The 12,842-nt window shown below is 48.0% G+C and carries 6 protein-coding genes and 1 pseudogene; 5 read left to right on the top strand and 2 right to left on the bottom strand.

What is annotated here, in order from left to right; genetic code table 11:
- Positions 1 to 112: 112 nt before the first annotated feature.
- From AC5JLB_RS07625 to AC5JLB_RS07605, 5 genes and pseudogenes are all read left to right on the top strand, one after another.
- Positions 113 to 649: pseudogene (locus AC5JLB_RS07625) on the top strand (DUF6816 family protein); the annotation flags it as partial.
- A gap of 336 nt (positions 650 to 985) precedes the next feature.
- Positions 986 to 1,330, top strand: a complete 345-nt coding sequence (locus AC5JLB_RS07620; protein ID WP_495873233.1) for a slr1957 family protein — start codon at positions 986 to 988, stop codon at positions 1,328 to 1,330.
- A gap of 218 nt (positions 1,331 to 1,548) precedes the next feature.
- Positions 1,549 to 2,772 (top strand): geranylgeranyl reductase, encoded by a 1,224-nt coding sequence (gene chlP, locus AC5JLB_RS07615; protein ID WP_495693103.1) that lies wholly within the window; start codon positions 1,549 to 1,551, stop codon positions 2,770 to 2,772.
- 322 nt (positions 2,773 to 3,094) lie between these two features.
- The gene (locus AC5JLB_RS07610) at positions 3,095 to 3,955 is read left to right on the top strand and encodes a dienelactone hydrolase family protein (RefSeq protein WP_495873232.1); all 861 of its coding nucleotides are present in this window, start codon (positions 3,095 to 3,097) and stop codon (positions 3,953 to 3,955) included.
- Positions 3,956 to 4,638: 683 nt separating this feature from the next.
- Complete coding sequence (locus tag AC5JLB_RS07605; RefSeq protein ID WP_495873231.1) at positions 4,639 to 7,542, top strand: hybrid sensor histidine kinase/response regulator; 2,904 nt, start codon at positions 4,639 to 4,641, stop codon at positions 7,540 to 7,542.
- Positions 7,543 to 7,679: 137 nt separating this feature from the next.
- Here AC5JLB_RS07605 and AC5JLB_RS07600 read toward each other — a convergent pair whose 3' ends face one another.
- Both AC5JLB_RS07600 and AC5JLB_RS07595 read right to left on the bottom strand, forming a co-directional pair.
- On the bottom strand, positions 7,680 to 11,663 hold the full coding sequence (locus AC5JLB_RS07600; RefSeq protein WP_495873230.1) for a magnesium chelatase subunit H: 3,984 nt from the start codon (positions 11,661 to 11,663) through the stop codon (positions 7,680 to 7,682).
- 421 nt (positions 11,664 to 12,084) lie between these two features.
- On the bottom strand, positions 12,085 to 12,474 hold the full coding sequence (locus AC5JLB_RS07595; RefSeq protein ID WP_495873229.1) for a hypothetical protein: 390 nt from the start codon (positions 12,472 to 12,474) through the stop codon (positions 12,085 to 12,087).
- Positions 12,475 to 12,842: the final 368 nt, after the last annotated feature.

The raw sequence follows: 12,842 nt of genomic DNA, 5'->3' as shown, positions 1-12,842 counted from the left end.
TTCAGATTTTGATGCGTTTGGCAAGTCCTGTTGAGAATGGTGCAAGATCTGAGTTGATCTCGTCGCTCCTCTCGCGCCTAATGTTGTTACACCCGGATTTGAAAGCAATCGCGCTTACGTTAATCAACCCATTACCTTTAACGTTCGCTTTACTGAGCGAAAAGCTTCTACATCCATCGCAACAATTCTTAAATTTTCCAAAAAAGAACCCGTCATTGTTGCCGATCGCGCTTTCAACGGTTTAAGCATTGCTCGCGCTTACCTAGGCGATCGCGCGGTTCTTGCCGTTAAAGTTGATCCAACTTCTCCTAACAAGCAAATTACGTTGCTTCGAGATGACTATCAACTCACGTCTACTATTACCGGACGCGCCACCGAAACTCCTAATGCTAAAGAATTTATTACAACTGAAGTCTTTCAGCAGGTCTTTCGCGGAGCCGCACAGCCTTACTTAAATCAGGTCGAGACTACAACCGCATATCAGCATCACGACGAAGCGCGGATGATTGACGCTGATCAAATTACGGCTATCTATCTTTCGCCCCAAGACCCCGACTACTTCAAAGCAGGAGAAGCGCCTGTTGCGCTTTACCGCTATCGTCTAGAGTTTTACCCCCCTACTGTGTCTACTTCCTCTAGCCAGAAATGAATTTGTCAAAAGACATAAATTAGCCATAAAAGTAAACTTTGTTATCGTTCGATCGCGATCGCGCTCTTTCGTTTGTTATCTTCAGTGAAGCGGAAATTAGTTCACGCTACTCATTCTTAATCAGCCTTGCTCAAGTTGGTGAGAATTCCATGAGTCAGTGCGGCTCTTCTCTCACGAACGGCAAAAGATTTCTCTAGTCCTTCCAATTCGATCTAAAAGTTTGATCTAAAAGCGGTTTTTGGTTCGTCTGTTGAAAACCGTATCAAAACAGTCTTCGATCAATCAATTCTAGTCCGCGTTTTCTTTGAATCCACACTTTACGAAATAGGCTAAAGCATGAATCACTACTGCGATCAATGGATTTCTGACTGGTGCACCGACAACGGCTGGACTGATTGGTTTCGAGAGCGCTCTAGCTATTGGGCATTTCCTCCCAATGCTGTAATGCCTGTGCCGATTCCAACTCCAGTGTTGCGGGCGATTAAGGTCGAGAAAGGACTCAGTTTTGATGAGCGCATTTGGTGTCTGATGGCGCTCGTAAGCGTGATCTTAGGATTGCTCGGAACGTGCCTTCTAGCATCACCTATGCCATTAGTCTTTGCGTTTGTGTTTGGCGCGATTGCAGTGGCTCGGATGGAAGACGACGAAATGCTTGATGCTCATCAAGAGTTTTGTTCTTAAATATAATTTCTTAATACAATCTTAAGTATTCTGAAGCATTGCCAGATGTATTTAGATTTAATTCCCTTTCTCTCAATTTTGAGCGGAGGGGAATTTGTTTTTTCTGCTGTCAGAAGCGATTTGTTAAGCTGTGTTTCAACTTCAGGAAAACGCTACCACCTAACCAAAAGCTGCATGGTACGATTCTTTCGTAGCTTTTAATAAATGGGAGAAAACCTTTGGCACTACGGGTTGCTGTTGTTGGCGGCGGTCCTGCCGGGGCTTCTGCGGCAGAGACATTAGCGAAAGCAGGTATTGAAACTTACCTCATCGAACGCAAGTTGGATAACGTCAAACCTTGCGGTGGCGCAATTCCGCTTTGCATGGTGGCAGAGTTTGACTTGCCAGAGAACATCATCGATCGCAAAGTTCGCAAGATGAAGATGATTTCTCCGTCTAACGTGGAAGTCAATATCGGTTCGACGCTCAAAGATGACGAATACATCGGCATGTGCCGTCGCGAGATTTTGGATGGCTTTATGCGCGATCGCGCGATTTCTCTCGGAGCCAAACTAATCAACGGCACGGTTCACAAGCTAGAAATCCCATCGAACGATACTGGAGCTTACACGCTGCATTACGCCGATCACTCGGATGGCAGCTTAGAAGGCAGCGCTCAGACCCTGCAAGTCGATCTCGTGATTGGTGCAGACGGGGCGAATTCTCGCATTGCAAAGGCCATTGATGCTGGAGATTATCGCTATGCGATCGCTTTCCAAGAGCGCATCAGCCTGCCTGATGACAAGATGGCGTACTACGAAGATTTGGCAGAAATGTATGTCGGTGACGACGTTTCGACCGACTTCTACGCCTGGGTTTTCCCGAAATACAACCACGTTGCTGTCGGAACTGGAACGATGTCGCCTAACAAGGCAGACATTAAGAAGCTCCAAGCGGGCATCCGGGCACGAGCAGCTAAGCGGTTGAGAGGCGGCAAAATCATCCGCGTCGAAGCGCATCCGATTCCTGAGCATCCCAGACCCCGGCGCGTCGTTGGTCGGGTTGCCCTTGTCGGAGACGCGGCTGGAACCGTTACCAAGTCATCGGGAGAAGGAATCTACTTCGCGGCGAAGTCTGCCCGCATGTGTGCAGAAACGATCGTTGAATTCTCCGATCAAGGTCGTCGGATTCCCACCGAAGCCGATCTTAAGGTTTACCTGAAGCGCTGGGATAAGATGTACGGCATCACTTACAAGGTGTTGGACATTTTGCAATCGGTGTTCTACCGTTCCGATGCGACCCGTGAGGCGTTTGTCGAAATGTGCGCGGATATCGATGTACAGAAGCTGACGTTTGATAGCTATCTGTATAAGACGGTTGTTCCAGCGAATCCATTGACTCAACTGAAGATTACGGCGAAGACGATTGGCAGCCTGATTCGAGGCAATGCGTTAGCGCCCTAGTGGTCTGTCAATTTGATTTTGAGGGATGAAAACGTAAGAAGAACGGCTTCATCCCTTTTGCCAAAACTCTCGTGAATTAGTAATTTTTTGAATAGATTATTTGCGATCGTATGCGTAAGCTGCGATCGCTTTTTTAGCGCTTAGAATTTATCCTTGCTCGCTCCAGAAGGCATCACTAAAATAAGGAGAGTCACAACCGAAGGCTTTAGCCAGCGCGGTTTGACAGTTTGCATCACTTAATTTGGATGTGCTGCTGTCTCTTCTTGGAGCACAGTTGTCTGCCCTTCCAAAATTTTTTGTACTCCGAACCTTTTCCCCACTTATGAGCGATCGTCCATTTCTCTCCCGGCTCAGACTTCCCCTGACTCGTAGGCAACTCGTAACTACAGCCCTAACATCCGGCTTTGCTCTTGCCGTTCAGCCCATTCTCGCGAAAACAATTCAAACCAGTACCCAAGGCTTGACGGCTGGCCCTGTGAGAATCCCGGTCGCGAATGGTACCATTCCTGCCTATCGAGCCATGCCTGCAAAGGGCAGTTCTTTTCCGATCGTCCTGGTGATTCAAGAAATTTTTGGCGTGCATGAACACATGCAGGATGTTTGCCGTCGATTTGCCAAACTGGGATACCTTGCGATCGCGCCTGAGCTGTTTGTGCGCCAAGGAGATGTTTCCAAGCTCAGTAGTGTTGATCAGATTCGCCCGATTGTTGCCAAGGTTCCAGATACTCAAGTGCTGTCAGACTTGGATGCAACCGTGACTTGGGCGAAGCAAACCAGTAAAGGTGACCCAGCCCGTCTAGGAATCACTGGATTTTGCTGGGGCGGGCGGATTACCTGGCTTTATGCGGCTCACAATCCTCAAGTGAAAGCCGGAGTTGCTTGGTACGGGCGGTTAGTGGGCGACTCTACCCCGCTACAACCCCAGTACCCAGTTGACCTTGCACCCATTCTCAAAGTCCCTATCCTTGGTCTCTACGGCGGTCAAGATAACGGAATTCCGGTGACAACGGTAGAGACAATGAGAACGGCGCTCAAGCAATCTTCCGCCCGCTCTGAGATTATCGTTTACCCCGATGCCCCTCATGCATTCTTCGCCGACTACCGCCCCAGCTACCGTCAGCAACCCGCAGAGGAAGGTTGGAAACGGTTGCAGGCTTGGTTCAAGCAGAACGGCGTAGCTTAGCTGAATCTGAGTGATAAGGGATGAAGAATTTGTTTTTCATCCCTTATCATTTTCGGTTTAGTCATGCGGTAATCGCTTCTCCTCGAATGTTGAAACTGCTTGTTCTGACATTGTTCAAGAAGCATTAACGACTCATACGTTTGCGCGATCGTAACTGAAAACTTGTAGAAGGCGATTAGCGGAAAGCGCAGCTTCAAAGAAAAAGCTCTGCAAACTCTATAGAACTACGACGATCGGCGATCTAGTTTCCAGTTCTGGCTACTCATTTGCGACGTCCGTGAACCCGCTTGCTGGATCTGAGTACTTGTTTGTTGCGTCCGAGTACTTGTTCGTTGAATCCAAATACTTGTTTGCTACGTTCGAGTACTTGTTTGCTACGTTCGTGAACTCGTTTGCTGAATTTGAGTACTTGTTCGTTTGATTTACAAACCGAATGACAACCGAACGCTCCTTGCGTTGTCTCATCCTGACCCTAAATGATAGCCATGAATACCGCATGCAGCGGCGGTGGGTGCAGATGGTTCCGTAGCCAAGTTAGAATTTGCGATCGAATTACTGCCCTTAATTGATTCCCTCTTTGAATTAGCGATACAAGAAATGGCCGCAAATCCTGTTACTAAACATTACAGAATAAGCGCTTATCTTTTGGGCAACAAACAACTAAAGTAGCTTGCCTCTAAACTATGAATAGGACTCTCTTCAATCCTGTGGTTGAACTGACACTTACCATGACTCAATACAAGCTAACGGACGTTGTACCTCAAGTTATGAACGAAGCTTTGCACCTTGAAGCTAGTGTCAATTCTGGACGAACGAGTCAGCAGATTAGGGCAGAAATTGAGGCAACCTTGGGTTTTGTGCCTCCCTTCTTTGACCCCGCAGATTCTACCCCGCAGGTACTAGAGAACCTATGGCAACAAACCCTCACTGCCTATGTGAATAATCCGTTGCCAGCGTTGTTTAAAGAGAAGCTGTCTGCATATCTCTCGCGCTTCTGTGCCGTTCCTTACTGCATGATTTGCCATAGCTGCACGCTACGCCCACTTGGGTTGACGGCACAAGCGGTACTGGAGTTGCTAGAATCTTCTCCTCCATTAGATCAAGATATAGAGAAGCACTTTTCAGCGCTTGCTGCACAGCCCAGCCTGCCCGATAATTGGTCAACATTGAACTCAGCCCTTGAAGATAGTCTTCTCTACTGCGCTATCTTTATCGCGTTAGAACGTGAGCAATCAGAACATTATCGCCATGAGCTACGCCGTCTCTTAGGCGTTGTGAACTATCAACATTTAACTACATTTATCGCTTACGTCAAAACCTGTCATGTTTGGGTAGAAGCTCATTCCGAAGTGGCATATGAAGCAGATCAGCGAGTCACCGATAATTTTCAAGCATTGGTAGACGACGAACCTGCTTTAGCTGACTTTTTTCGTGATTACCGTAGCAGAGTGAGACGCGAATCTCAAAGTCGAGCCGTACAACTCGCGGAGCTTGCCGAACGCAATCGTCACGAGCAGGTGCTGCGTCAGCAAATGGCGCAAGAGCGGCTTGTGATGGAGATTTCTCAGCGCATCCGGCGATCTCTCAATCTAGAAGAAATTCTCAGTACTACGGTTGCTGAAGTCAGGCAGTTTCTGGAAGTCGATCGCGTGTTCATCTACCGCTTTGAACCCGATTGGAGCGGCATCATCGCGGTAGAATCTGTCATTTCTGAATCTTTGTCGATCGAGGGAACCAGAATTAAGGACTCCTTTTTTGTCCAACCGGCGACTCGCGAACTGTATCGCCAAGGTCGGATTCAAGCAATTTCCGACATCGATACCGAAAACCTATCTGACTGTCACCGGGATTTACTGGCTCGCCTCCAGGTCAGAGCAAATTTAGTGGTTCCGATTGTGCAAGGCGATCAGTTATGGGGCTTGCTTGTTGCCAACCACTGCTTAGACGCTAGGCAATGGCAAACTTTAGAGCTTAATTTGCTTCAGCACCTAGCGACGCAGTTAGCGATCGCTATTCAGCAATCTGAACTCTATCAGCAAGTCCAAACCGAACTAAGCGAACGTCAGCGTTCCGAAGAAAAAATTCGTGAACAAGCCGTCCTACTCGACGTGACAACCGATGCCATTTTGGTGCTCGATCTAAATGGCCAAATCTTGTTTTGGAACAAAAGCGCTGAACACCTCTACGGCTGGTCAACCGCTGAAGCGATGGCGATGAGTGCGCGGACTCTGTTAGGGCAGACCCTTCCTCCTCAACTCGAAGAAATTCAGAAAACGGTGGTCGAAACGGGTAAATGGCAGGGAGAGTTGCCTCAATTCACGAAAGATGGCAAAGAGATTTTGGTTGAAAGCCGTTGGACAGCCGTGATGGAAGCGGGACAACTCAAATCGATTCTGGTCGTGAATACAGACATTACCCAGAAGAAACAACTTGAACGGCAATTTCTTCACGCCCAGCGCCTTGAAAGCTTGGGTACTCTGGCGGGCGGCATTGCCCATGACTTAAACAATATCTTGACGCCAATTCTCGCGATCGCTCAACTGCTACAGCTAAAACTGGGCGACGTGGATGAGTCTACGCAACGGTTTCTGAAGATGCAGGAAACAAACGCTAGACGAGGAGCGGCCTTGATCAATCAAGTCTTGTCGTTTGCACGCGGAGCCGAAGGCAAGCGGATCAAACTTCAAGTTCAACATCTGCTTCAAGAGATTAAGCAAATTATTGAGGGAACCTTTCCAAAATCGATCGATCTCCAGACCAACGTCGAACCTAATCTTTGGATTACCTCAGCGGATGCAACTCAATTGCATCAAGTGCTGATGAATCTTTGCGTCAATGCTCGGGACGCTATGCCCGATGGCGGCACGCTGAGTATTTCTGCCAAAAACCTCGTTCTAGATGAAACCTATGCTCAGATGAATCTTGATGCCCAAGCGGGGGCTTATATTGTTATTTCTGTTGCAGATACAGGAATCGGAATGGCTCCTGAAACCTTGCAGAGAATCTTCGAGCCGTTCTTCACGACCAAGGAAGTGGGTAAAGGAACAGGGCTAGGGCTTTCAACAGTGATTGGCATTATCAAAAATCATGGAGGATTTGTGAATGCCTACAGTGAAGTGGGTCAAGGAACGGAGTTTAAGGTGTATTTGCCAGCCATTCAAGGCTCAGAACTAAAACAAGTAGAAACCTCCGAATTACCACTAGGCGCTGGAGAGTTGGTTCTGGTTGTAGATGATGAAGCGACAATTCGTGAAATTACGAAAACATCGTTAGAGACGTATAACTACAACGTATTAGTGGCTAATGATGGAATCGACGCGATCGCGATGTACGCAGAACATAAAGATAACGTTGGCGTTGTATTGATGGACATGATGATGCCCAATATGGCAGGTCCCGCCGCGATCAGCATTTTGAAACGGATGAACCCGTCGGTGAAAATTATTGCCGTGAGCGGGCTGGCTTCGAGTGACAAAGTAAAGGCAGCGATGGAAGCAGGAGTGAGCGCATTTTTGTCTAAACCCTACACCGCCCAAGAATTGCTGAAAACGCTCAATATTGTACTGAATTTAGAAACAGCGCCTTAAGAGTGTTTCAGTTTATCTATTTTCTTGGTGCGATCGCACTACACCCAAGAGGAATTATCTTAGTAAATTCAATAAACGTAGGGGGCATGATTTAGTAATCATGCCCCCTACGTTTCTGGGTCTATTGCAATCTAAACTTACTCAACACCCTCAATTCGATCTTCCACTTCTTGATATAACTCGCGGAGTTTATCAAGATTCTCTTCGCTCGTCTCCCAATAGCCACGCCCATTCGCTTCTAGCAAAGTCGTCACCATCTTACGAAACGAGTTTGGATTGAGATCTAACAGACGCTTTTGCATCTCTTCATCTTTGACGAAGGTTTCATTTGCATCTTCATAGATCCAGTTATCTACTGCGCCTGCCGTTGCCGACCAGCCCATTGTGTTGACCAATCGCTTCGACAGTTCCCGAACGCCTTCGTATCCGTGAGACAACATGCCCTCATACCACTTGGGGTTCAAAAGCTTGGTTCGCGCGTCGAGTCGCACCGTTTCAGACAACGTGCGAATTTGAGCATTTGCTGTTGTCGTGTCTGCCATAAACGAAGTTGGTGTCTTACCGTCATCTCGCAAACTCGCCACGATCTTAGTCGGGTCAGAGTCGTAGTAGTGAGAGACATCGGTGAGCGAGATTTCAGATGAATCCAAATTTTGGAAAGTGACATCTGCGGTCTTCAAGCTTTCGCGGAAGAGTGTCTCGTTTTGCTCCATCATGCCCGGATTATCAGACGAGAACGCGAACCCCTTGCGCGAGAGATACATGTTTTGCAGTTCCTCTTCGTTTTCCCATGTGCCGTTCTCTACAGCCAAATTAACGTTCGATGAGTAAGACCCAGATGCGTTGGAAAAAACGCGGGTTGCTGCTTGGCGCAAATTGATTCCCAGTTCATCGGCTTGCTTCATCGCGTGTTTGCGAACGAAGTTCATCTCTAAAGGCTCATCCGCTTCCGCCGCCATTTTTACAGCGCGATCGAGCAGGGCCATTTGGTTGATAAACAAGTCACGAAACACACCAGAGCAGTTGACCACCACATCAATGCGTGGACGCCCTAACTCTTCGAGACCAATGAGTTCGAGTTTGTTGATGCGTCCCAACGAATCGGGTAGGGGTTTGACACCAACCATCCACAGAATTTGGGCGAGAGATTCGCCGTACGTTTTAATGTTGTCAGTTCCCCAAAGAACGCACGCGATCGTTTCCGGGTACGCGCCGCCGTTTTCTGCACACTGACGCGCAATCAAGCGATCGACCACAATTTTGGCAGACTTGACTGCCGCCGCCGTTGGGATAGACTGCGGATCAAGCGCATGAATGTTCTTTCCAGTCGGCAACACATCCGGGTTGCGAATCGGATCGCCGCCGGGGCCTGGTATCGTGTACTGCCCATCTAACGCCATCAGCAATGCGCCGAGTTCGTTATCGGCAACGACTTGCTTGAGACAGAATTGCAGAAATTCGATCAACGGTTTGAGGGGTTCTTCATCCACTGCCTTAAAGCCGGACTGGTGCAGGGATTCAACCCAAGGCGCTTTCTTACCACCAAAATTGAACAAGCTGGTCAGCATCGACATTTTCGACACGCGACCTTCTTCATCCACTTGGGACTGCACCATCGCTGCGACGGCAGCACGAGTGGCTTGAGTCACATCATTGAGCAGTTGAACGTCCGCGAGAACGCCAAGATCGCTATTCTGAAAAATTTCGTCAATGTCACGACCAATGCTATTGGCAATGATGCGGGGCAAACTGACGATGTTTTCTTCCGGGCGATCGAGACTGGCGATGTTGACGAGGGTTGCGATCGCTTCTTCTGCGGTCGGTGGTTTGCCAATCACATGCAACCCGCATGGCAATAGCCGCGATTCGATCTCCATCAGTTTGATGTAGACCTTACCCACGATCGTGTCGCGTTCTTCCGACGTCAAATCTTTCGAGTCTTCTGGAAACTCAACGTCTTTGTCCAGATTACAAATTCGCGCTTTGTCCATAATCGTGTCTACGATCTGCACGCCGCGACCCGAATCTTTTAGCGTTTGATAGGAGCCAACCAGTTCACTGAGTTCCTTCAATCCTTTGTAAAGTCCAGCGTTTTCCGCCGGAGGAGTCAAGTAACTAATGGTTTCCGCGTAAGAGCGGCGCTTTGCGATCGTGGCTTCAGACGGATTGTTCGCCGCGTAGTAATACAGGTTGGGGATTGTGCCGATCAAGCTATCGGGGAAGCACTCATCCGACATGCCAATCTGCTTACCTGGCATGAACTCCAGCGATCCATGCGTGCCGAAGTGCAGAACAGCATCCGCTTTCCAGATCTTTTCTAGATAGGTATAGTAAGCGGCAAACCCGTGGTGAGGACTAGCCGATCGCGAGAACAACAAGCGCATCGGATCGCCTTCGTAGCCAAAGGTTGGCTGCACGCCAATAAACACGTTACCGAATGCTTTTCCGTAGACTAAAAGATTTTGACCGTCGGTGTTGAGATGTCCCGGAGCTGCACCCCAAGATGGAACCAGCTTTTCGTGATAAGGCGTCAGCTCTTCGTACTCTGGAACCGACATTCGATAAGCAATGTTGAGTTCAGGACTGTTGTACTGAGCGCGGGCATCGTGAAGAACTTCTAGCATCAGCGCTTCTGCTGTTTCTGGCAAATCCTCTACGTCATAGCCGTTTTGCTTGAGTCCTTCCATCACTTTGTAGATGGAACCGAACACATCGAGATAAGCCGCCGTTCCAACGTTGCCTTTATCAGGTGGAAAGCTGAAAACGGTAATGGCGACTCGCTTATGAAGTTTAGGCTTGTGCCGAAGATTGGCCCATTTCAGAGCGCGTTGCGCGATCGCTTCGATTCGATCTTGCAGCGCAACCGCTCTGCCTGTTGCTCCGTCCCGTCCAGACACAATGATCGGCTCAATCGCCCCGTCCAACTCTGGCAACGCAATCTGTAGCGCCACTTGAATTGGGTGCAAGCCCAGTTCGCTGTCTTGCCATTCCTCGGTCGTTTGGAACACCAACGGCAACGCCACCATGTAGGGGCGGTTGAGCCGCTTGAGCGATTCAATCGCTTTCGGGTGGTCTTGACGTGCCGGACCTCCGACTAAGGCAAATCCAGTCAGAGAAACGACGACATCTACGATCGCGGTTTCAGTGGAGATTGGGTCATAGAAAAACGCATTGACAGGTTTCGAGAAATCCAAGCCGCCGGCAAATACAGGAATGACTCGCGCTCCCATCGCTTCGATTTCTTGCACCATCGCGACATAATGGGCATCATCCCCAGTCACTAAGTGCGTTCGTTGCAAGACGAGTCCTACCGTTGGCGCTAACGGATCTTTTAAGTCTGCCGAAATATCTTTTCTGGAATTAAACCAGTTGAGATATTCCTTCAGATCTTCAAACATGCAGGGCGCAAGCGGATGCCAAATGCCCAAATCCGGATATGTGACCGGATCTTGATACGTTGCTGCCGCATCCACTTGACCTTTGTAGACATACTTATCTGCCAGCATTAGCAGAAAGTTCTCCAGGTTCTCTGAGTTGCCGCCGAGCCAATATTGGAAGCTCAGCATGAAGTTGCGAGCGTCCTGCGCTTTGTCCATGGGCAGATACTTCAGCACCTTGGGCAGCGTGTTGAGCAGCTTCAGCATCGCGTCTTGAAAACTCGACCCTGATTGCTCTTTGCGCTTCTTCATAAATTGCGCGATCGCGCTCTTCGACTGACCTAATTGAGCCATCGAAAAGCTGCCCATCTTGTTGAGGCGCATCACCTGCGGCATCGACGGAAACACTACTGCAACATCTAGGTTGTCGCGATGAGGCTCGACCGCTGCGACTAATTTCTCTGCTAAATCTTCTAAAAAGATCAGTGAGGCGATAAAAATGTTTGCTTCAGCCACATCGCGCTGGAAGTCTTCGTAGTTCTTAGCATCTCGAAGTTCTTCGATCAAATATCCGCTAATTTCAACCGCAATGTGAGGATGCTTTTCGTTAATCGATCGAACGGCGGCGGACAAAGCGCTTTGATACTGCGGCTCTAGCACGACATAGACCACCTTGAGTAAGGATCGTGCCCCTAGATCGTCAGGTGCAATGTGTCTTATGGTGGGCTTGACGTGGGTGAACATGCGGGTCAGACTCCTTTGAGGCGTGTTCTCTTCTTAAAAATTGAGCATCTTTAGGCACCGAGGACTTGCCAAGATGCCCTCCTCCGAGCTTAGAAAGCCACTTCCAGAGGAGGTACGATCGCAAGCATCGCGGTCTAGTAAGGAGCCTAATAAAGTTTTGTTAAGCTCTTTTTCCTACTCCACGATTCTTGAAATGAAGTTAGGTACAACTGTGTTTTTACCAGAAAACGCATACCAGATCAGCATTTCGGCGAATAACTGACACAATTTGATAAAAAAGCTGAGATATTTGTTTAACTTTCGTTACAAATCTCTGAGCAAATACTTCTTCAGCTCTTAATTTTTCTTAATTACTTGATTTAAAGAGCTTCAGGAGGATCTAGAAGTGCTCGATTTTTTCAGAATGTGAGAAACGCAAAGCTTATTCTGAAACTTCACTGACTTTGACAATGTGGTCAATTAAGCTCTGAAGCGAAAGATTGCGTCCACCTGCCCCACTCAGAACCGACATTGTAAACCCCATTATCAGCAAACTTGTCAAAATTCCAATAAACCGAGAATGCCTAGAAACGCCAGAATCTCTCAAAATTCTTGCCAAGGGACGGCTTTGGCGACGCAGCTTTTTCTCGTTTACCAACCGTTTCTTAGCAAACGGATCTCGAACATAATGTCCACTGACACTTACAACAAAGCGCGATCGACAATGAGGACAGGTCAATAATCCTCGCATCAGCTTGACTGACTGGACACCGCTCGTGCGATGGCAAATCGGACAAGGAACAGAATAGTGGTCAAAGCTGTAAACATTCATCGGGCATGGAAGGGGAGGAAATTTGTATAAGTAATTATTTGATCGACTGCAGCAGGTTCACGATTCAGCCGTACATTCCTGATCCACTGTAATTGAGAGCGTTCGATGTAATTAAAGGAAACACGCTTTAATACGACCAGTTTACCCAAGTTTTCTCGAATCTTCTTCAGATTTTTGGCGGAGCTTCAAACACTTCAACATTGATGAATTTGAACAGACTTAATCTATGTAACGTTCTGTATCCTTGAGTTTTTGCTCCTTACTTAAGTTCCCATTAAATTTTCTACTATTAAGATTTACGCGTCTTCATCTCACTCTAGGTTGTGTTGATAATTATGTGAAGTTGGGCTGAATAAGCTAAAAGGCGA

It is taken from the genome of Myxacorys chilensis (assembly GCF_059505265.1).
This window is presented reverse-complemented; position numbering and strand designations above follow the sequence as displayed.